Below are 21,513 nucleotides of genomic sequence, written 5' to 3' on the forward strand. Positions count from 1 at the left end.
GATATTGACACCGGGGGGGCGCTGCCGTTCGCCCCCTTTACCCGGGAAAACCCGATTGCGGTGGATGAAAACACCCCCGACTACACCGTCGTGCTGTCGCTGGACTACGCGCAGTTTCTGCCCAACATGCGCCTGTCCTGTACCTCGGACGGTCAGGACCTGGACGCCCCGGCGAATTTTGACGGCAACATCACCCTCAGCCTCAGCACGGTGAATGACAAGGCGCTGGACTGGACGGGGGAGGCGCAGACCACCAACAACGGCATCAAGATGAAGATGTACATCAAGGCGGTGTCGTTAAGCGAAGAGACCCCGCCGGACAGCTATCCGTCTGCCCGCATGGTGCTGGGGAAACGCCTCGGGGTGGAATACCCGATTATTAACGGGAAAGAGGACTCGACGCTGGTGCAGTTTGGTGCCCAGTACAACGCCGGAAAAACCCTGTACCGGTTTGATAACAAATACAATTTCGCCATCGAATCGATGCGCGTGGAGCTGATTAAACTGGGCTGGGTGGATTATCGCTCAGAAGCGGTCATTCCGCCGGGGGCGCACCTCACGTTCTCTATTGACGGCCTGGGCGGCGCCTCAAGCGTCGACGTACCGCTCGGATCGGGTGTCTATATGGCAGCGCCGTCGTGCTCGCTGGATAACAAACATCAGACCGTGGACCTGGGGGAATTTCGCAAAAGCAGCAGCGGTTCATTCCCGCGTGAAGGGAAGCTGACCCGTTTTGGTATGGATTTCACCTGCAGCAGCTACACCAACAATGTCGAGTTTACCTTTGATGAGCCCTACACCATTGTGCCCGGACGAGAGACCATTTCGGCAGTGAGCGATCAAAATGGTCAAAAGCTGAAAGGCCTCGAAGTGGGTCTCTATAACAGTGAAGGGAAAGTGGTGCGAATGGGCGTGAAGCAGAATATCGGAGTGGGGCAGAAAGGGAAAAATACGGCGTATTTCCAGGCGGCGGCCATACAGACAGCCCCCGAGATAACTGACGCAAATGATAATACCTTTTCCGGAGATTTTACGGCAAAAGTGAATGTCACGATCACCTATTACTAGGGCAAGGGTAAGCGTTCATCACTTTCAACAATGATCGAATCCGAGAGAACCCTGTGCTGTTTTGAGAGAAACAGCAGGGCCCTCCGGTGTAGTATCATAAAAAAGTTATGTCACTAATCGGGATTCTCATAATTAAGTTATGTTATTATTAAATTTAATTAATTGATTTTAAATGTTTTTATTGGCAATGACTCAAGTGGCATTGAGCATACTTTTTGCTGAAAGGGTTTCGCAACGATTGAGTGCGGGCTACGTATACATACATGAGTATGCAGAAGTGGAGCTCATGTAATACAAGCCCTCAATCCATGATTCTGAGATTATGTGCTGAGGTGGCACCTGCTTGTATGCCATTCATGCATCTCGCTAAACTCTATTGTGCTCGGTTCATATCGTTACCATTTCTCCCTTCGGGCAGGCGAATTTACAAAATCACTGTTTGTTTCTGTCTCCTTTCTGATTGTGGAGCATGACTCCGAGGAGAGGTTAATTTCTACCCCAAGAACAGTAAACACTCTAAACAGACGTGTAATACTGACACTGGCAGGGTTGGTCTCCAGGCGAGCATATGTCTGCTGTGTCACGCCTAGTCGTTCAGCAACTTCTTATTTTGTCAGTCCTTGCGATTTGCGAAAACCTATAAGCAGGGGGCGTAAGTGATTGAGTGTTCTTACCGGATAAACATTTTTCATTATGCCTCTGACCGCTATAGTTGAAATTAATACAACCTCTGAGCTGTTATTTTATATTACACCCTATAAGCTGTTAAAGTGGATTTACAGCTTAAAGGTGACCTGGTCCCTATAATAGTGACATAACAAGATTCGGGGAATCTTGATCAGAGGGAGTATCAATGTCTAAGACTAGTAAATTATTACAGTTAATTATTTTACCTGGCGTTAATCACTGTTTTCATGAATGATTAACTTCTTACTTTTAAGATAACTTGCATGATATAGCATCTTGTGAGTAATGGCTTATATTGAAGCTGATGAGTGGTTTTATTTAGTTTGGCTAGCGGGAAGTGCATCTCGTTTTCTCTGTTCCAGTGCTTCAACAATCTGATTAAACTTAACCTCGTTGAGCTTATAGAACAACCCCATGATAATTGCCGCAATGACGACTAACGCGCAGGGCCAGAGAAAAATTAACTGCCGCAACCCCTGAATAGTCATGTCGCTTTGCGTTATTTGTGGGATATAGCCAATATGGGTTAGCATTAGACCCGGCAAAAATCCGGCAAGTGCTGCAGAAATCTTACGCGAGAAGGTAAAACCTGTATAAACCGATCCCTCCGTACGAACACCCGTTTTCCACTCGCCATACTCTACGGTGTCAGGTACCAAAGCCCAGTTCAGACTGTTTACAAACGCCGTACCGAAAAATGCTATGCAAGAGAATCCTATGAATAACAGGGAGCTGTTTCCAAATGCAAAGTTCAACATGTCACCAATTGCCCACAGCAACAGGCCACCGAGATAGACTCGCTTCTTACCAAACTGCTTAACAGCGCCAGGTACCAGCAGAACACCTACCAGAATGCAACCCATACTGAAGAAACCCATCCATGACAGCAATTGAAGATCCTCTAGGACATACTGGGCGTAGTAAACCTGGATCACCAGTTTAATATTGAAAGCAGCCAGCGTACAAAGATTAGCGATGCATAAAATCAGCAGCGGTGGATTGTGAAACACCGTAAAAAACGATGCCACTATCCCCGGTTTATGATGAGTGGGGATAGCTTCGGTATATCGTTCTTTTACGCCGCTATAGCACCACCACATACACAACAGACCACCGATGGAAAACACTAGTGCTGCGATAGTATAACCCAACGAAGTATTAACAGTGAATAATGCCTGGATAGGCATAAATCCAACGGTGCATAACAATAAACCTACCGTTGCCCCTCCCTGACGCCATGCCGCCAGATGCGCACGTTCTTCAGGGTTTTTAGTTATAGCCGGTACCATCGCTCCGTAAGAACAATTCATCAGGCTGTAAAAAAGTCCAAACAGCATAAAAAAGATTGTTGCGAGGGTAGTTTTAACCGATAAATTAAAATCAGTAGCGACAAATTGTACTGTTGCTATTAATGCGACCGGGATAGAGGCGAACAAGATAAAGGGTCTGAATTTTCCACGTGCTCCTATTTTACGTCGCGAGTCGAGTAGCATACCGGTAAACATATCGGTAAAGGCAGTAAAAAATTTGGCTATAAGAAAAATGAGCCCACCGTAAATTGCGGGGATCCCTAACTCATCGGTATAAAATTTAAGAAGGTATAGCGTCCCGATACCAAGCATGAGATTTGAGCCCAGATCTCCGATTCCATAGGAAAACTTTTCACGCAAGCTGAGCCTAAGTGTCAGCGGACTAGGATTTCGATTCATATTCGTCCCTCATAGCGCTCCGAAGAGCGCTATTTTTAGTTGGCATAGCTCATTCCATAAGTGATGTCTTTAAAGACACGGTTACTACTGAATATGATCCTTCTCACCTTCTTTTTTTTGCGACTTAGCCTGTTCTTCTGCACGTATTGCGGCGACCTTTTTCCCAAAAACCAGATGCAGAAGCCCTAATACTGCAAACACTGGCAGTAGAGCGCTGAGAGTTGAGATTCCGAGTGCGCCCTTAATAAGCATCGCACCCGAGGTAATCAGCAGCAAAAACACTACAACGCGGAAAGTATTCACAGGAATACGTTTGTGGACGTATTGTCCAACCAGCGACCCTAGAATCATGGTCGGTATGCAGAATGCTACTAGCTTAACGGTGGAGATGGTCAGGATTCCGCTACTGGTAAGCCCACCAATGATGGCAATGTTATTTGCGGTAAAAAAAGCATTCAATGTCCCGCGGAAAGCGGCAGGAGCAAGATTACGAAGCATGCCGTAAATTACGACCGGTGGCCCATTTGTGGAAAACGCCGATCCCAGTGCACCAGCGATCACCCCTGTTGGCATTGCAATCCAGTTTTTGTCATACACTGGCAAGCGAGGAATGAACAGGCTGTAAAATGAGTAAAGAATCAGGAAACTGCCTAGCCCTATTTTCATAATGTGATCGGGTAGGTATGAAAGGGCATAAATTCCTATGGGGATGCCAGCTAATGAAAAGATAATTAGCACAAGTGCCGATTTCCAGTTGGTCTCCTTGCGTGAAAGCCATGTTGCATAAAGAGCAGTCGCCGTACCCACAATCACTGACATCGGTGCAGCCATTTTTAAAGGTATCAGCAATGTAATAAGTGGCATTGTGGTCAGTGCGCCGCCAAATCCTGCACAGATGCCAACGAAGGTATAAAGGAACATAATGGCGATAACCATTGCCACTGTGGTGTAGTCCAGCACAACGCCATCAGGCGTAAATAGAGTGAAGAAATCCATAACTAATCCTTGTATGTTCAGGAGTTAATCTGGCGAAGCGAGGCAAATAATACGCACCATTCGCTCTGTTTACGGTAAAACACCGGCGGTTTCCCAATGGGTGTCGAAACGGTAATCTCGCCGCCGGCGAACCTTTCGCCAGTCCAGATACTGATCCAGTCATCTTCAGGCAGATAGACAGTCCAGCTGCTGCGCCCTTCTTCATAAACCGGAGCGACCAACAGGTCGCGGCCAAATAGATACTGATATTTCAATGTGTATGTGTGTGGATCATCCTCATAGTGAATAAATAACGGGCGCATCACCGGCAGACCGCGGAGTGCATTCTGCGAGACGGCATCTTTGATGTAAGGTTTTAAGGTGGTGAAGATAGAGGTCATGCGTGCGAAGTGGGCAATCGTTTCGCTATCACCATCAAACTGCCAGTTATCGGCAGGACGATTTCCTTCATGAGTACGCATCATCGGAGTGAAAGCACTGAATTCACACCAGCGCATTAGCAGCTCTTTACTGCGCTTCATTCCATAAAGTGTGGTATAGCCGCCTATGTCACTGTGATGCAACCCATGCCCGCTCATTGCGAGTGATAGCGCTGCAGGAATTACGGACGCGAGGCCATCGTCCAGACTCCAGTCCACATTCTGATCCCCAGCCCACATCATGGTGGAATACTTCTGACTACCGGTGTAACCTGCGCGCATAAAGAACAGCACTTCGCCAAGTTTGTCGGTTTCCTGTAAGGCCTCGTAGTTACATTTTGCCCATAGTACTGGCCATGCGTTATGCATTATCTCGGCGCTTACGCCGTTGTACAAAAAGGTGTCGGTGGGAAGATATTCACCGAAATCAGCCATCCAGCCCGCGCAACCCAGTTCAATCAGGTTTTTTTTGATAACCCCTTTATACCAGTCATAGGCTTCTGGGTTCGTCAGGTCGATGACACCTGCGTAGAACTCACCGAATTCGACGTGATAGTCCAGATTATTGGCATCTTTGGTAAGAAATCCGCGTTCTGCTGCCTCTTTGCAGAGATTTTTGTCACTGGCGACATAGGGATTAATATAGGAAAGGAACTTGATCCCCTGCTGATCCCATTGCTGAATACGCTTATCTAACTGTGGATAACGCTCATGATCCCATGACCAGTTCCACATGACGCGTTTGCCGAAGGAGGTCATTCTGCATCCTGACCAGTCCTGCGCCCAGATGCCATTAACTTTGACACCACTGCTGCGCATTAAATCGAGCTTTTGCTGGCAAACGTCTGTGCCGCCCTGAATACCAAGCGTGACGCCATCGTAGACCCAGTCTGGAAGTTCTTGCTGTCGGCCCAGTAAAGCGGTGAGTTTTTCAAGTAGCTCAATATAGGTGTCGGCGCATTCAAATCGCAGCGTTGCGTTGTCTTCCCAGAACGCCAGTTCATGGTAGTCGGGCGCACTGAAATCAAAATTCATATAGCACGTGTTGTCGATATGACAGTAATACTTCTGTGTACTGACAAAGGTTGGCTGTGGGTAAAAGGTCCAGTAATAATCGCCCCCGGCATTCTCATGACAGTCAGCAAGCCACGTGATGTGGTGCTTTTTGTTTCGTCCAATACCCTGTTCGCTGGTCCACAGTGGGAAAGGTTTGCCACGTAAATCAAAGTAGGAGAACTGTTCACCGCCCCCATAAATGTGATCATCCGGCTGGGCCGCTAATCGGAGCCAGATACGGTTGTAGGATGGAGAGTCATTTTTGACCCTTAGTTCCAGACGGCCCTGTTGATCGGTACTGATAAAGAGGGTGGCATTTATGTCATCGGCTCGGGTGAAACGAATTACCCATCCGTTGTTTTTTGCTGTAACGGTGATATTTTTCAGCGTAATTTTCTCGCGCAGCAGATCCTTAATACTAAAGTTGCCACGAAACATCTCAATATCAGCCGTGCCAGCGCCAATCCACAAGCAGGGAACCTTATCACTGTGGCGCAGAATCACGCGTTGTTTATAAGTGAGGGTAAACCCGTCAGTCGTGAGATCGAGTGATACATTATTAGACCCAGCATGCTGTGCATTCATCAAACCCTCCTTTGTCATATCATCCGTATGTTGCTAATTTTGTGAGATGTCTTCACCACCTATGGCAAACCACAGCTGATGGGTATCGCCAGGCTTAAGCCGAACCAGATCGATACCAGAATTGAAGGCATCCGGTGGACAACTCATTGGCTCTACCGCCAGGCCTGTACGCCCTAATTTTTCACCGCTGTAGACCTGTATCCACGGCTGTGAGCCACGTAGCCAAACGGCCAGTCTCTGACGCGGGCTGACCAGGCGTACTTCCCACTGTTCGGTAAGTGCAGTAATGTGAAAGCTATGATCAATACTGGTAGCATTAATGAGTGCTGGTGTTGAGAAATCCAGCGCCGCATCCTCGGTGCTGGAGTAGTGTCGTGTGGTGTGGTCGAACAGCCGTGACCGCGGCATGTGGAGTTCACAACTGTCTATTTTTTCTAAATCGCAGGTTAAATAAGGATGTGCGCCTGCACCGTATGGTGCGTCTGTATTGCCGATATTGGTGGCGCAGATGCGGGCCTGAAGGCCCGCAATACTGTCTAAAGTCCAGGTAACCTCAGCATGTAGCATAAAAGGGTAACCGTAGTTAGGCGGCAGAAATGCCTCAAGAATGACGGTCTGGTCTGTCTTCCTTGCGATCTGCCAGTTGTGCCATGCCAACAGGCCGTGAATAGCCGCGCCAGACGCACGATCGTTTATAGCCGGCTGCAATGTTTCGTTGGCAAAAACATAACTTGCGTTGGCGATACGATTCGGCCATGGAAGAAGCACTTTCCCCAGATGTGCAGGAGGCATATCTTCTGGTCTGTGTGGGAGCGTAAGATTACGTCCGCAGCGGGTCAGCTGAGCTAATCCTGCACCAGTAGTGACTATTTTCGCGTGATAGTCTCCAGCCCGGAGCTCTACAGTCTTTCCACTTTTATGCATTTGCGTGATCCCGTGGGTTGTTCAACAGGTATTATTGAGCATTGATATCCAGCAAACCGGCGGCAACAGCAGGAGCAAGCCCAGGAGCCAGTGGCAGACGCGGTATTACCAGACAATGCAACAGATGATAAATATCCTGCTTGCCGTCCCAAACTTTGGTCGTTACTTCGTTATTGGGATCAAGCTCCTGCCACCAGGATCCATTTTCATAATCCATAAGGTATTTGATGCAGTATTCCCACCATTGCTGATACCAGGCTTCGTATTGTTCATCACCCGTTACGGTATACAACGCATAGGCGGTCCCCATTGCTTCTACAATTGGCCAGCGGACACGTTCACGAACAATAGGTTTGCCATCCCAGTCTACGGTGTAGACAAAACCGTCGGCACCGTCGGGTGCCCAGGCATCACGAATGGTTGCGTTAAAGAGACCTTTCGCATCCTCCAGAAGCCATGCAGGCGGCGTTTCGTCACGCGCTTCCAGTGCAGCACGAAGATGAAGCATCAGCCGCCCCCATTCGATCCAGTGCCCAGGCGTCCCGCCATAAGCGCGGAACCGATGTGCGGGATTATCTTTGTTGTAATCCCGGATTGGGTTCCAGTTAGTATCAAAATGTTCGTTAACCCTGTATTCGCTCTTACGGGCAACATCGTGGATTATCACCTCTGTGATCCGTAAAGCACGATCAAGCCATTTATGGTCTTGCGTTACGTCATAGACGATCAGGAACGCTTCAACAGCATGCATATTGGCGTTGCCGCCACGATAATCTTCGGTTTTACTAAAGGTTTCATCCCAGGACTCGAGGCACATTTTCTCTTGCTCGCTCCAGAAATATGTCTCAATGATCTCGATAACATCATCAAGAAGTTGACGCGCCTTTGGATGACCAGTAGTGACGGCGCTGGCTGCACCAAGTAAAGCGAAGAAATGCTGATAACCCTGTTTAGAGGCATCGACTACACCATCGTTATTCACACAGGCGTACCAGCCTCCATATTGCTTGTCGCGTAGTGCGCCATTGAGGGCATTTATGCCATGATCGACCAGGGAATAAGCACCCGGACGTCCCATAGACGCCGCCACAGAATATACGTGTAACATTCGAGCAGTGATCCAAAGATGGGTTCCCATATCTTCTTTCACTTGCCCGGTATTACCGAGCCAGCCAAAACCAGTCGGTACTGCAGCTTTTTTGCCAAAATCCAAAATGCGGTCAGTTTCTTGTTCCAGCCAACGGTTATGGCTCAGGGTATTAAACCATTTCATCTTTGCTCTCCTTGTATTAACGGCGGGCCATCATTTCATCGACGATCTCGCCCAGACGATGTAATTTAGGAACGGAAATATCGCGTAGCATGAGTTCAGTATCTGGCAAGCCAACTACAGAAGACCAAACGGCTCGCCCGGCAAGAAAGCCAGATGCTCCAGCCTGCATCGCAACACGCACCGCACGAGGGAATAATTTTTCATCCACGCCGGAAGAGAGGATTACCCATGGCATCGCGATATGGTCGTTAAGTGCCTGTGCGGCCTTCAGCAACTCCTGCTGTGATCCTTTACCGTTCAGCGGCATTTCAACCTTATAGAGGTCGGCTCCGCTATTCCCTAGCTCTTTCGCCGCTTCGATAATGGCCTGTTCCCTGTCAAACGTATTACAGCGTCGTGGTGGTCGTACGACGGGTTCAATGATGCTGAGCAAGCCATTTGTATGGCACAGTTGGTTAAAGTCTCGAACCATGTCCAGACGTTGCTGAGGGTCTTCATCGCTGCGCCAGAGAACCAATAACTTCAGAGCTTTCCCCCCATCGCGTTTGACCATATGTGGATCGATACTTTTATCAATCATCACACTATCAACCGGGAGGCCGTTACCAGGGATGAACTTATCTGCCGCAACAATCATCGCGCAGTTTTTAGCTAAGGCGTTTTGCTCGACTATCTGGCGATAGCAAAATTGTTGGTCAACCAGGATAGCGGAGGCGTAAGGGGACAGAATTTTAGCAGCGTTTACTTTGAAATCGGTCAGTTGCTGGTCAGTCACCGGCGCGGGCAGGCCTGAAGCAGAAAACATCAGGCGCATTGCTTCACGCTGATCGACGGCGAGCATTGCAAAACCGCCAGAGGGTCGGGTGATATCCTTAAGAGAGTATGTCGTCATTCGATATTCCTTTTGTTAATCAATGTTGATTTTCAACCCAGCAGATGTGCGAACATGTTCGAGGATGGCCGTCCAGTCTTCACGACCGCGTCCGGCCGCGCGGGCCTGGTTATACACTTCGCGAGAGGCTGCGCCGAGTGGCATTGGGACATGTAACTGATTTGCAACGTCCAGAGCGATCCCGAGATCTTTATGCGCGAGATCGATCATGAATGCAGGGGAAAGGTCACCTTTCAGGACTTTATTTGGCCAGGTAGTTGTAAAATGGCCTTTTCCGGCAGGGGTACCGGCCATGACGTCCAGTGCGACGCTGAAAGAAAGCCCCAGCGCCTCACACAAAACGGCAGCTTCAGCGGCCAATGCATTCAGGGCGATACTCATATAGTTATTGACCAGCTTGACGCGGATCCCCATTCCGGGTCCTCCCGCTTCAATTAACTCGCTTCCCATTGCCATCAGAATGGGGTTGGCGCGTTCTATCTGCTGAGGTGTTCCGCCAGCAAGCAACAGCAGCGTGCCCTCAATGGCATGATCGGAGGTTCGGCCCACAGGCACATCCATCATGCTAAATCCCATTTTGATCATTTTTGTAATTAACTGGTCGGTTTGCAGAGGATGAATCGTCGACATATCGATGACCAGCGCTTCAGGTGATAGCTTTTCACAAACACCATTTTCCCCAAACAAAACGGAGCTAACCAGATCTCCATTCGGCAGCATGGTAATGACGAATTCAGCGCCTTCAGCGGCAACAGCAGGTGTGGAACAGGGTATTGCGCCTTTCTGTGTTAAGGCTTCTACAGCCTTAGGAGCCACATCATAAACATTCAGCTGATGGCCTTGTTTGAGCAGATTGCGCGCCATTGGGGCCCCCATCTGTCCAAGTCCAATAAATGCAATTACTGACATAACGCCTCCTGAACTGCTGTGTAAGTTTTTGTCATTTTGATCATTTTGTTGCTGTCTGTTTTTGAGTGTATTTGTAATTTATGGTTATAAAATTGACGTCGGTCAATTTAAAAACAGATTGCGACATTAAGATGAGGACAACTCAAACACGCTGGAGTAATGACCATGACCCGAATCGCTTGTGTTGGTATCACTGTGCTGGATCGCATCTGGTATCTCGATGAACTCCCTAAAGAAGGGGGGAAATTTGTTGCGAAAAGCTACACCGAGGTAGGGGGGGGACCTGCAGCAACAGCGGCGGTCGCCGCCTCTAAGCTGGGGGTACAAGTTGACTTTATCGGACGGGTAGGCGATGACGATACGGGTCGTAGACTACTCACAGAACTGGAGACATGGGGTGTTAATACACGCTATTCCCGGATAATCAAACACGCTCGCTCTTCGCAGTCAGCAATACTGGTCGATAATGCTGGTGAGCGCATTATTGCCAGTTTTCCAAGCCCTGATTTACCAGATGACGCGGGCTGGCTAAACGAAATTGATTTCTCACAATATGATGTCATTCTTGCTGATGTGCGCTGGCATGAAGGTGCCAAACAGGCGTTTACTCTCGCGAGAAAGCATGGTGTTTTGACTGTGCTTGATGGTGATACCACCCCGCAAAATATTGCGGATCTGGTCGAGTTAAGCGACCACGCGGTATTTTCTGCACCAGGTTTAGAACGTCTGACCGGGATCAGTGATAGCACGGTTGCACTTAAAGAAGCAAAAACGCTCACAAATGGACATGTATACGTCACATGCGGCGAAGAGGGTTGCTACTGGCTTGAAAATGATACTCTGCGACATCATCCTGCTTTTGCAGTAAGAGTGGTGGATACAACCGGAGCTGGCGACGTTTTCCATGGAGCATTTGCGGTCGCTCTGACAGATTCTGACACGCTGGAGCATGCTGTTCGCTTCGCCAGCGCGGTAGCTGCATTAAAATGTACGCGACCAGGAGGGCGAGCGGGAATACCTGATAGTGATCAAACCCGATGCTTTATGTCACTTTTTGTATAGAATAGTGAACATGATGATTTGACAGGACATCCCATGAGCCATACAGCACTAACCGGTAATCCACGACATGATCAGCTTTTGAATTTGCTCGCTCATCGCGGATATATGAACATTGATGTTCTTGCGGAGATGCTTGGCGTATCGACACAAACAGTGCGGCGTGATATCCGTAAACTTAGTGAGCAGGGATTGATAACACGCCATCATGGAGGCGCGGGCCGCGCCTCCAGCATAATCAATACCGCTTTTGAGCAGCGTGAACTGGCATTGACAGAAGAGAAGCGTGCTATTGCTGAGGCCATTGCGGATTATATACCTGACGGCTCGACGATCTTCATCACTATAGGGACTACGGTGGAGCATGTTGCCCGCGCACTGCTTCACCATCATCATCTTCGCATCATCACCAATAGCCTGCGAGTGGCCAAGATCCTATATAAAAACCCACGCTTTGAAGTCATGGTACCTGGCGGTACGTTGCGCCCGCATAATGGGGGAATAACAGGACCAACAGCGACAGAATTCATATCAGGTTTTCGCGCAGATTACCTGGTGAGCAGCGTCGGGGGTATCGAAAATGACGGCACGTTGACGGAGTTTGATGTTAATGAAGCCAGTGTGGTGAAAATGATGATGGCTCACTCCCGGCATATCTTGTTGGCAGCCGATCATACAAAATTTTACGCTACTGCTGCAGTTGAAATAGGAAATGTGGCGCAGACGAAAGCGCTCTTCACCGATGAAATTCCCGAACCTGAACTTATTACTCACCTGAAATCCAGCAAGGTGGACATTGTTAAGGTCAATCCAGGCGACTAATTGTTGGTAGATTCCCCTTCAGTAAGGTTATTTGTCACTAATCTTTTGCTCAAAGGAGACTACAGCTTGCAGAAATTATTCATTAGGTAAAGGCAAGCGAGACGAAGCGATTGTCGGCACTACACGTCAGTGCTGACCAATACTGGCCATCCATCTGGTTAGCCAGAATAGCGACATAACTTTATTATGATAAACGTGATTAGTGACATAACTTTAATATGACACGACATCCGGCTTCTTTATTTCTATCCCGCTCACAAAAAACGATCCTTCCGTTTGCTTGATTTTTCATCTTTGCCTATATGACTAGTCATGAAATTTAAATGACTAGTCATATAGGGAGAGACCATGAAGCAATCACTGCCAGCTAACTTTTTATGGGGTAACTCGGTTTCCAGTATGCAGACCGAGGGGGCATGGAACGAGGGCGGAAAGGGGATGTCGGTGTATGACATCCGCGAAGCCGGGGAAAATGCCTCTGACTGGAAAGTCGCCACCGATTCGTATCATCGCTACAAAGAAGATTTCGACCTGATGCAGGATCTGGGCATGAACTGCTACCGCTTCCAGATCTCCTGGAGCCGTGTCTGCCCGCAGGGTGACGGCGATTTCAACGAAGAGGGCATCGCGTTTTACGATCGCTTTATCAACGATCTCATCGCGCGCGGCATTGAGCCGATGATCTGCTTGTACCACTTCGACATGCCGCTGGCCCTGGCGCAGGAGTACAACGGGTTTAACGATCGCCGGGTGCTGGACGCGTTTGTGCGCTACGGCAAAAAGATGATCGACTGCTACGGCGACCGGGTGAAGTACTGGCTCACCTTTAACGAGCAGAACATTTTCCATATGCCGGAAGCGTTCAGAGTCTCAGGCTACATGAAGGGCGAGCAAACCCTGCGCGAACTCTACGAAATCCAGCATCATACGATGGTGGCGCACATGGCGCTGACGGAGTACCTGCACCAGGCCAAACCGGGGCAGTTGATGGGCGGCATGCTGGCGCATCAGTTGATCTACCCGGCCACCTGCAAACCGCGCGATATCTTCTGCGCTCAGCAGTACGACGAATTCCTCAACCAGAATCTGCTGCGCGTCTTTGCCGGTCAGGGCTACAGCCCGGCGGTGATGGCAGTGGTTGAACAGCAAGGATTTGGGGATATCTATCGTGAGGACGATTTGGCCCTGCTGGCGCGAACCAAAAACGACTATATGGCGTTTAGTTACTACGCAAGTAAAACCCTCGACAGCGACCCGATTCCGGAAGGCACGCCGGTGAACTACTACCTGGCCCATGGCGAGAAGAACAATCCGTTCCTGAAAGCCACCGAATGGAACTGGCAAATCGATCCGCTCGGTTTTCGTACCATTATCACCCGCTATTACAACGACTGGCGTTTGCCGGTCTTCCCGATTGAAAACGGTATCGGGGTAATTGAGTCCTGGGACGGGGTGAATCCGATAGAAGATGATTACCGCATCGATTATCACCGCAAGCATTTCGAGGCGATGAAAGCGGCGATCTTTGAAGACGGTGCGCAGGTGGTAGGCTACCTCGGCTGGGGGTTGATCGACATTCTCAGCTCGCAGGGCGATATGCGTAAACGCTACGGCGTGGTGTACGTCAACCGTGAAAACCACGATCTCAAGGATCTGAAACGTGTGCCGAAAAAGAGCTACGCGTGGTTAAAACAGGCTATTCATAGCAACGGAAGCGAGCTGTAAGCCTTACGCTGCCGGACCGGTTTTTGTGACTGATTGATGGGAATATCCGCTATGTCTGATACAAAAATTACACCTGCGATGCAGTCGTTTGTCGACAGATTTGTTGAGTTCTCCGCGCGCCTGGCAAACCAGGTGCACTTACGTTCCTTGCGCGACGCCTTCGCCACGGTAATGCCGATCTTCATCCTTGCCGGTCTCGCGGTGCTGGTGAACAACGTGGTGTTTCCGTGGGTGTTCGAAGGGGAAACGCTCGCCCACTTTAAGGTGTGGGGTGAGGCGATTATTAACGGCACGCTGAACATCGCGGCGCTGTTACTCGCCCCGATGATTGCCTGGTCGCTGGCGCGCAACAAAGATTTCGACAACCCGGTTTCGGCAGTGGTTATCGCCGTAAGCAGTTTTATCATTATGATGCCGATGCAGCTCCAGCTGGTGCCCGTCGGCAGCCAGGCGACGGTGAATGTCACCCAGGTGCTGACGTTCAGCAATATCGGCTCAACGGGCATATTTGCCGGGGTGCTGATTGGTCTGATTTCAACGGAAGTGTTTATTGCGATTTCGCGCCTGAAAGTGTTGCACATTTCGCTGGGCGAGAACGTCCCGCCTGCGGTGAGCAAATCCTTTACCGCGCTGATCCCGACGATCATCACGCTTTCCCTGTTCGCCATTCTGGCGGCGCTGCTGGCGAACGTGCTGCATACGGATCTGATTCACCTGATCACCCATTTTATCCAGCAGCCTCTCAGACTCATTAATACCAGTTTGCCCGGCACAATTTTTATCTACAGCTTCGGTAATTTCCTGTTTACGCTGGGTATTCACCAGTCGGTAGTGAACAGCGTGATTCTGGAACCGTTCCTGTTAATCAACACCAATGAGAACATGCTGGCCTTCGCCAACGGACAGCCGATTCCGCATATCATCAATAACATTTTTGTCCCGACGTTCGGGATGATCGGCGGGACGGGCAGCACCATCTCGCTGCTGATCGCCATTTTTATCTTCTCACGGCAAAAATCGGCCAAACAGGTGGCGCGGCTGTCGCTGGCTCCGGGGCTCTTTAACATCAACGAACCGGTGATTTTCGGCCTGCCGATTGTCTTTAACCTGCCGCTGATGATTCCGTTTGTGCTGCTGCCAGCGATAGGGATTTACTTTGCCTGGCTGTGTACCACGCTCGGCCTGATGTCGCGCTGTGTAGTCATGATCCCCTGGACCACGCCGCCAATACTCAGCGCCTGGCTGGCGACGGCGGGGGACTGGCGGGCGGTGGTGGTTCAGTTGGCAATCATTGTATTTGGTGTATTCTTCTACCTGCCTTTCCTCAAGATTGCTGAGAGGGTGGCATTGAAAAACAGTGCGATAGCGGATTAATCATAAGGAAAAGGCGATGGCGGCGAAGTACATCACCATAGCGCGGGAAATTAAGAAACGCATTATTAGCCAGCAGTATGCCGCCAATGAACCGCTGCCGGACCAGTTTGCGCTGGCGGCGGAGTTCAGCACCAGCCGGATGACCATTCAGCAGGCGATGCGCCAGCTGATTGTGGAAGGGCTGGTCTATACGCGACAGGGGCAGGGGACGTTCATTCGTAAAAACTTCCTGCAGCTTTCCCAGTGGGATCTCTCCGGCAGCGACTATTTCGGCGCCACCAAAACCTGGGAACATCTGGGTACGGTGAGCAGTAAAGTGGTCCATTTCGAACTGCGCTTTCCGAACGAGAAAGAGCAGTCGTCCCTGATGATAAACGACGATACGCCGATCTATGATTTTATTCGCCTGCGCAGCCTTAACGGTGAGCCGATGTCGCTTGATTCCACCGTCATGCCGCTGAATCTGGTGCCGGGGCTGAATAAAACCCATCTTGAAAGCTCGGTGTTCCAGTACGTGCAGGAGACGCTGGGGCTGAAAATTATGGGGTCATATCGGGTGGTGCGGGCGCTAAAACCGAACGCGCTGGATATGCAGCATCTGATCTGCGAGCAAACCGACCCGGTGCTGGAGGTGGAGCAGGTGATCTATCTGGAGGATGGCACGCCGCTGGAATACGCCCATTGCCACTACCGGTACGATCACGGTGGAATCGTCATCGTGAATAACGGGTAATAAAAAAGCGGGCTAAGCAGCCCGCTTTTTTGTTTGAAGCTGAGTCAATCAGTTCAGACGTACCGGCATACCGGAACGGTTCTGTACCGCCTGATCCACAACGGTGGTTTCAACGTCGGCCTGGCTGGTGACAGCCTGCACGTTGCTCTTCAGGGTAATCGGCACGATCTCGTTGTTGTTAATCTGATCTTCGCTGGTAGACAGCGGGTTGTGCACTTCGATATAGCGGCTGCCATCTGGCTCAGAGGTCGCTTTCACCGGTTCGTTGATGAACTGAACGCGGGTACCGACCGGCACATTCTCGAACAGGAACTTGATATCGTCGTTACGCAGACGCACACAGCCGTGGCTCACGCGCAGGCCGATACCGAAGTTGGCGTTGGTACCGTGGATCGCATACAGACGACCGATGTACAGCGCGTACAGGCCCATAGGGTTGTCCGGGCCGGCAGGAACAACGGCTGGCAGCGGCTCACCGGCAGCGATGTACTCGGCGTGCATCTTGGCGGTTGGCGTCCAGGTTGGGCCTGCTTTCTTACGTTCTACTTTGGTGGTCCAGTTCAGCGGGGTGTCTTTGCCCAGCTGACCGATACCAATCGGCAGAACGATCACGGTATTGGTGCCTTTCGGGTAGTAATACAGGCGCATTTCAGCGCTGTTGATCACGATACCTTCGTGGACGGTGTCCGGCAGGATCAGCTGCTGAGGAATGTTCAGCACGGTACCGGCCTTCGGCAGATACGGGTCAACGCCCGGGTTTGCTTCGAGCATGTTGGACAGGCCCAGCTGGTATTCAGCGGCGTAATATTCCAGCGGCTGGGAGTTGCCTTCCGGAACAATAACCACCTGGTTTTGACCCACCAGACGGCTACCGTCTGTCGGCAGCGGATAAGTCACCGCAGAAGCGGTATTGCAAAAACCTACTACGGCTAACGCCGCCGCAAAAAGCGTTGATAATTTCATATTCATGTTATGCGAGGTATCTTTGCCACTCTGGCGATTAGTTGATGAGTCTGAATCATTGATGGGAGCGCATTATATGTGCATTCCCTCGCGCATGGAATTCAGATGTGTACGAAATCACATTTTTTTCGATTTTGTTAAAGTTTAGTGGTTGGTTGCAACACGGGATTTCAATTCGGAATTGTGGCATAATGCCGTGTTTATCACACTTTTTCGCAGGAATCTCCCCGTGTTAGTTACCAGCAACGTCACTATGCAGTTTGGCAGTAAGCCGCTGTTCGAAAACATTTCCGTCAAATTTGGCGGCGGCAACCGTTACGGCCTGATTGGTGCCAACGGTAGCGGAAAATCCACCTACATGAAAATCCTCGGCGGCGATTTAGAGCCGACGCTCGGCAACGTGTCGCTCGATCCGAACGAGCGTATCGGTAAGCTGCGTCAGGACCAGTTCGCCTTCGAAGAGTTTACTGTGCTCGACACCGTGATCATGGGACACGGGGAACTGTGGGAAGTGAAGCAAGAGCGCGACCGCATCTACGGTCTGGCTGAAATGAGCGAAGAAGACGGCTATAAAGTGGCCGATCTCGAAGTGCTTTACGGCGAAATGGACGGTTACTCTGCCGAATCCCGTGCCGGTGAACTGCTGCTCGGCGTCGGTATTCCGGTTGAGCAACACTACGGCCTGATGAGCGAAGTCGCACCGGGCTGGAAACTGCGTGTGCTTCTGGCGCAGGCGCTGTTCTCAAACCCGGACATTCTGCTGCTCGATGAACCGACGAACAACCTGGACATCGACACCATCCGCTGGCTGGAGCAGACGCTGAACGACCGCGACAGCACTATGATCATCATTTCGCACGACCGTCACTTCCTGAACATGGTCTGCACCCACATGGCCGATCTGGACTACGGCGAGCTGCGCGTTTATCCGGGCAACTACGACGAGTACATGACGGCTGCCACCCAGGCGCGTGAGCGTCTGCTGTCTGACAACGCCAAGAAAAAAGCGCAGATTGCTGACCTGCAATCCTTCGTCAGCCGCTTCAGTGCTAACGCCTCTAAATCTCGTCAGGCGACGTCTCGTGCGCGTCAGATTGATAAAATTAAGCTGGACGAAGTGAAAGCCTCCAGCCGTCAGAACCCGTTCATTCGCTTCGAGCAGGACAAGAAACTGTTCCGTAACGCGCTGGAAGTGGAAGCGCTGGCGAAAGGTTTTGATAACGGTCCGCTGTTTAAAAACTTCAATCTGCTGCTGGAAGTGGGCGAGAAGATTGCGGTACTGGGCGCAAACGGTGTGGGTAAATCAACCCTGCTGAAAACCCTGGTGGGTGAACTGGCGCCAGATAACGGTACCGTGAAGTGGTCGGAAAACGCCCAGCTCGGTTACTACGCGCAGGACCATGAATTTGAATTCGAAAACGATCTGACCGTCTTCGACTGGATGAGCCAGTGGAAGCAGGAAGGCGACGACGAGCAGGCCGTGCGCGGCATTCTGGGCCGTCTGCTGTTCAGCCAGGACGACATCAAAAAGCCTGCCAAAGTGCTCTCCGGTGGTGAAAAAGGGCGCATGCTGTTCGGTAAGCTGATGATGGAAAAACCTAACATCCTGATAATGGACGAACCGACTAACCACCTGGACATGGAATCTATCGAATCCCTGAACATGGCGCTGGAAATGTATCAGGGCACCCTGATCTTCGTCTCCCACGACCGTGAGTTCGTAAGCTCCCTGGCGACCCGCGTGATTGAAATCACACCGGAACGCATCGTGGACTTCACCGGTAATTATGAAGATTACCTGCGCAGCAAAGGCATCGAAGGCTAACTGGTCTATCAGGCAACAGCAAAACGGCAACCCACGGGTTGCCGTTTTTTATGGGTGTTTTACATCGCACCGAACACGCAGGGCGGCTAAGGTGCAACAGCCACCCGGCAATCAGTGATTAGAGTGCCCACTCACTGCACGCTTCACCATTAATCAACAATTTACGCTTCTCGCCCACCGGCAACGACACCTTCAGCGCGTGCCACGCCGGACGATAATCGCCGCGTGCCGCGACCTTCAGATTGATTGTGGTGCCATCGCACACCATCTCCCACTCCAACCACAGCGCATTTCCTTTCTGATAGCCCCAGCTCTCGCCATCATCCTCAAACAGCAGGCCCGACGTTGTGCCCACGCCCTTCACCGGAAACAGTTTCAGCTCGCGGGTATCATCTTTCCCGGCGCTCACATGGGTAATGCGTTCGCTAAGCGGCAGCCCGGCCCCTGCGCGTACCAGCAGCGGCAGTTTTTCCAGCGGCGCATCGCGGACGATCCACTGGCCGCCGGAGAACCACTCGTGGGTGTAAAAATCGTACCAGCCCGTTTCGTTGTCCGGCAGCCAGAGGCGGCGCTCGCGCTGGCCTTGTTCAACGACGCTGGCCACCAGCAGATCGCGCCCGAGCAGGAAATCGTCACACTCTTTGAATGTCTGGGCATCATGCTCGTGATCGAGGAAAGTCGGACGCAGCATTGGCTCGTCATCGGCATGGGCCTGCCACAGCAGAGTATAAAGATACGGCAGCAGACGATAGCGCAGCTCAATTGCGCCACGGATCGCAGGCGTCACGCCCGGATACATCCACGGCTCGTTCACCGTGTGATCGTCATTCCACGAGTGAATGGTGAAGCGAGGGTGCATCACGCCGTTCTGAACCCAGCGCACAAACAGCTCCGCGTCCGGCTTATCGCCGGAGAAACCGCCGACATCGTGGCCGACGTTGAACAGCCCGGAGAGGCTCATCCCCAGCCCCATGCGGGTGTTATAGCGCAGGGTGTCCCAGTTGGTGCGGTTATCGCCGCTCCAGGTCTGGACGTAGCGCTGCATCCCGGCGCAGCCTGAGCGGGAGATCAGGTACGGACGTTTATCCGGCGCAAAGCGCTGCTGGGCTTCCATCGAGGCGCGCATCATCAGCAGCGGCATCACCGGGCGAATATGCTTGATAGCAATCTCCTGGCCAAAACCATGGCAGCGCGCCTCGCCGTCCCAGACTTCAAACTCGTTGTTGTCGTTCCAGGTGGAGTCGATACCCATCTCCAGCAGCTGCGTGGTCACGCCTTCCTGCCACCATTTGATGGTCTGCGGATGGGTGAAATCGAGGTGAGAACCCTCGTCATCCCAGAAGCTTGAACGTTCCGGTGCATCGGTTTCTGAATCACGGATAAACAACCCGCGCTCCGCCACTTCGTTATAGCGCGGGTGGTCCTGCAGCAGGCATGGTTTTATGTTTGCCGCGAGTTTCAGCCCCGCGTCGTGGAATGCCTGGCTCATCACCTTCGGCTGCGGCACTTTGTCATAGTTCCAGTTGAAGACGTAGCGCTTGCCGTTGATGGAGGTGTAACCGGACGAAAGCTGGAACGAATCGCACGGAATCGCATGCTCTTCACACAGGCGGATAAAGTTCATCAGCTGGTTTTGCGCGTCCGGTGCGTCGGTGTAGTGCATGGTCGAACCGCTGTAGCCGAGGCTCCATTTCGGGCCGAACAGCGTTTTCCCGGTCAGCCGGACAAAAGCTTTGGTCACGTCCAGCACGCGTTTACCGGTGAAGATGTAGTAATCGATATCGCCCGCTTCCGCCTGCCAGCGGCGATATGCCGTGTGGTAGTTGTCGATTTCGTTACCCAGATCCAGCCAGCAGCTGCTCAGGTTGTCGTAAAACAGACCGTAGCTCACGTCGTCGCGGCGGGTGATAGTGAACGGAATGTGCTTGTACAGTGGGTCGGTGCTGACGGCGTTATAGCCCATCGCGTCGAGGTTACGCATCTCGTAGCGTTTACCGTTGCGCTGCAAATCACCCGCTTTTTCGCCCAAACCGTAAAAACGCTCGTCCTTGCGGCGGCTCAGATAGTGCGCCGCGCCGTCGCCGTGGGCGTTCAGCAGGTACGCGCTGGTCGGGCGGTCGTGCGCCAGCTCCAGCCATTCACCGTCCTCATTGCGGTAGTGCCACTCCAGCCACAGAGGCTGGTGGACGGTGACGCGCAGCTGTTCCGTCGCGACGACGAGCGTGTCGTCTGGCTGCGTGAGCGTCCACGTCGGGCAGCTAAATCCGCTGAGATCGTCGCGCTGGCGGCCCTCCCACGGCACGTCCTGAGCGGGCGCGATACTCCAGGTTTTATCCAGCGACAGCTCGCCTTTGCGTTTGATCAGCACGCGGAACAGATTCTCTTCCAGCATATACAGACACAGACGGTGCTGATTATCGACGAGCAGTTCCAGATGGTTCGCGGACTGTTCAAGAAGGGTCCAGTTTTTCAGGGTTTTCATATGCAATACATC

General features: G+C 51.4%; 16 protein-coding genes and 1 pseudogene. 7 read left to right on the forward strand and 10 right to left on the reverse strand.

All coding sequences use genetic code 11. The features are described from left to right. Window positions 1–1,068: fimbrial protein (locus ETG88_RS00005; RefSeq protein ID WP_252152555.1), on the forward strand; the 1,068-nt coding region annotated here is incomplete at its 5' end. A 395-nt stretch (window positions 1,069–1,463) separates the two neighbouring features. Here ETG88_RS00005 and ETG88_RS00010 read toward each other — a convergent pair. From ETG88_RS00010 to yihU, 8 genes and pseudogenes are all read right to left on the reverse strand, one after another. Further along, window positions 1,464–1,760, reverse strand: a pseudogene (locus ETG88_RS00010) (helix-turn-helix domain-containing protein). Window positions 1,761–2,069: 309 nt separating this feature from the next. Beyond that, window positions 2,070–3,464, reverse strand: a complete 1,395-nt coding sequence (locus tag ETG88_RS00015) for an MFS transporter (RefSeq protein WP_129034282.1) — start codon at window positions 3,462–3,464, stop codon at window positions 2,070–2,072. An 84-nt stretch (window positions 3,465–3,548) separates the two neighbouring features. Then, complete coding sequence (locus ETG88_RS00020; protein WP_129034283.1) at window positions 3,549–4,460, reverse strand: sulfite exporter TauE/SafE family protein; 912 nt, start codon at window positions 4,458–4,460, stop codon at window positions 3,549–3,551. Window positions 4,461–4,477: 17 nt separating this feature from the next. Beyond that, a complete protein-coding gene (locus ETG88_RS00025; RefSeq protein ID WP_129034284.1) occupies window positions 4,478–6,520 on the reverse strand; it encodes an alpha-glucosidase in 2,043 nt (680 codons plus the stop codon). Window positions 6,521–6,553: 33 nt separating this feature from the next. Beyond that, a complete protein-coding gene (locus tag ETG88_RS00030; protein WP_129034285.1) occupies window positions 6,554–7,444 on the reverse strand; it encodes an aldose-1-epimerase in 891 nt (296 codons plus the stop codon). 31 nt (window positions 7,445–7,475) lie between these two features. Next, window positions 7,476–8,717 (reverse strand): sulfoquinovose isomerase, encoded by a 1,242-nt coding sequence (yihS, locus tag ETG88_RS00035; RefSeq protein ID WP_129034286.1) that lies wholly within the window; start codon window positions 8,715–8,717, stop codon window positions 7,476–7,478. Between the two features lie 16 nt (window positions 8,718–8,733). Then, window positions 8,734–9,609 (reverse strand): sulfofructosephosphate aldolase, encoded by an 876-nt coding sequence (gene yihT / locus ETG88_RS00040; RefSeq protein WP_129034287.1) that lies wholly within the window; start codon window positions 9,607–9,609, stop codon window positions 8,734–8,736. Between the two features lie 15 nt (window positions 9,610–9,624). Continuing rightward, window positions 9,625–10,518: a sulfolactaldehyde 3-reductase gene (gene yihU, locus ETG88_RS00045; protein ID WP_129034288.1), complete on the reverse strand. Its 894-nt coding sequence runs from the start codon at window positions 10,516–10,518 to the stop codon at window positions 9,625–9,627. 165 nt (window positions 10,519–10,683) lie between these two features. Here yihU and ETG88_RS00050 point away from each other — a divergent pair, with 165 nt between their 5' ends. From ETG88_RS00050 to ETG88_RS00070, 5 genes are all read left to right on the forward strand, one after another. After that, entirely contained in the window at window positions 10,684–11,580 is an 897-nt protein-coding gene (locus ETG88_RS00050) for a sugar kinase (RefSeq protein ID WP_129034289.1), read from the forward strand. A gap of 33 nt (window positions 11,581–11,613) precedes the next feature. Continuing rightward, complete coding sequence (locus ETG88_RS00055; RefSeq protein ID WP_129034290.1) at window positions 11,614–12,399, forward strand: DeoR/GlpR family DNA-binding transcription regulator; 786 nt, start codon at window positions 11,614–11,616, stop codon at window positions 12,397–12,399. Between the two features lie 348 nt (window positions 12,400–12,747). Next, on the forward strand, window positions 12,748–14,124 hold the full coding sequence (locus tag ETG88_RS00060) for a glycoside hydrolase family 1 protein (RefSeq protein WP_129034291.1): 1,377 nt from the start codon (window positions 12,748–12,750) through the stop codon (window positions 14,122–14,124). A gap of 51 nt (window positions 14,125–14,175) precedes the next feature. Then, entirely contained in the window at window positions 14,176–15,498 is a 1,323-nt protein-coding gene (locus tag ETG88_RS00065) for a PTS sugar transporter subunit IIC (RefSeq protein WP_107703975.1), read from the forward strand. A 16-nt stretch (window positions 15,499–15,514) separates the two neighbouring features. After that, window positions 15,515–16,231 (forward strand): GntR family transcriptional regulator, encoded by a 717-nt coding sequence (locus tag ETG88_RS00070; protein WP_129034292.1) that lies wholly within the window; start codon window positions 15,515–15,517, stop codon window positions 16,229–16,231. Between the two features lie 48 nt (window positions 16,232–16,279). Here the strand turns inward: ETG88_RS00070 and ldtB are convergent, their stop codons facing one another. Next, on the reverse strand, window positions 16,280–17,200 hold the full coding sequence (gene ldtB / locus ETG88_RS00075) for a L,D-transpeptidase (protein WP_100777079.1): 921 nt from the start codon (window positions 17,198–17,200) through the stop codon (window positions 16,280–16,282). 223 nt (window positions 17,201–17,423) lie between these two features. Between ldtB and ETG88_RS00080 the strand changes: the two genes are divergently transcribed. Beyond that, complete coding sequence (locus ETG88_RS00080) at window positions 17,424–19,019, forward strand: ABC-F family ATPase (protein WP_100777078.1); 1,596 nt, start codon at window positions 17,424–17,426, stop codon at window positions 19,017–19,019. Between the two features lie 118 nt (window positions 19,020–19,137). On the opposite strand, the gene ETG88_RS00085 is transcribed toward ETG88_RS00080, so the two are convergent. Next, window positions 19,138–21,501, reverse strand: coding sequence for a glycoside hydrolase family 31 protein (locus tag ETG88_RS00085; RefSeq protein ID WP_129034293.1), 2,364 nt, complete (start codon window positions 21,499–21,501; stop codon window positions 19,138–19,140). Window positions 21,502–21,513 lie beyond the last annotated feature (12 nt).

The sequence above is a fragment of the Lelliottia nimipressuralis genome (assembly GCF_004115925.1).
In the GTDB taxonomy this organism is placed as follows: Bacteria; Pseudomonadota; Gammaproteobacteria; order Enterobacterales; family Enterobacteriaceae; genus Enterobacter; species Enterobacter nimipressuralis.